Source organism: Streptomyces sp. AC627_RSS907, assembly GCF_019049165.1.
Genome location: NZ_JAGMUE010000226.1, coordinates 1 through 551 on the forward strand (window position 1 = coordinate 1; position 551 = coordinate 551).

At 67.3% G+C, this 551-nt stretch carries 1 pseudogene; it reads right to left on the reverse strand.

Annotation, left to right across the window (positions count from 1 at the left end):
• Positions 1-171, reverse strand: a pseudogene (locus KUM32_RS32720) (4-hydroxy-3-methylbut-2-enyl diphosphate reductase); the annotation flags it as partial.
• Positions 172-551 lie beyond the last annotated feature (380 nt).

A 551-nucleotide genomic window follows, 5' to 3' on the forward strand; every position in this document is an offset into this window, starting at 1 on the left:
GTGCACGATCTGCTTACGTACGTAAACGGGGGCCCCATACAGTTCCAGGGCCTTCTCCACCATGCCGATCGCGCGTTCCACGCCGGCGCAGAATCCTCGCGGCTCGGCCATGATGATTCGCTTCCGCCGCTGCTGCGGGGATGTGAGCGTGGTGTCACTTACCGAAGGCATCGACTGCTCCCTGCAGGCATCGAGGACATCGAACGGGTAGCGCACGACTGGAAAAGCCTGACGCTCTCAATTCTTGGTCTCCGACGTGTGTGAGCGATATAGCAGACTCCTGTCACGAACAATTGCCGTGCAGGTCAGGCGGCCTTTATGACCACCCGTCACACGGCCGCCGGCACCCCCATGGCGGGGTGCGCCGGCGCGCGGGCCGGCCCCGTCCTGGGCCCGGCCCGCGCGCCGACGGCGCGGGCGCTCCGCCGCGCGCCGCGCGGTTCAGCTCGCGTGGACGTACAGCAGATTGCCTACACATAGCAGCACCGCGCCCAGGCGGTGGATCTGAATGCCCAGCATGCGGGCAGCCAGCGGGTTGCCGCGCACCACGC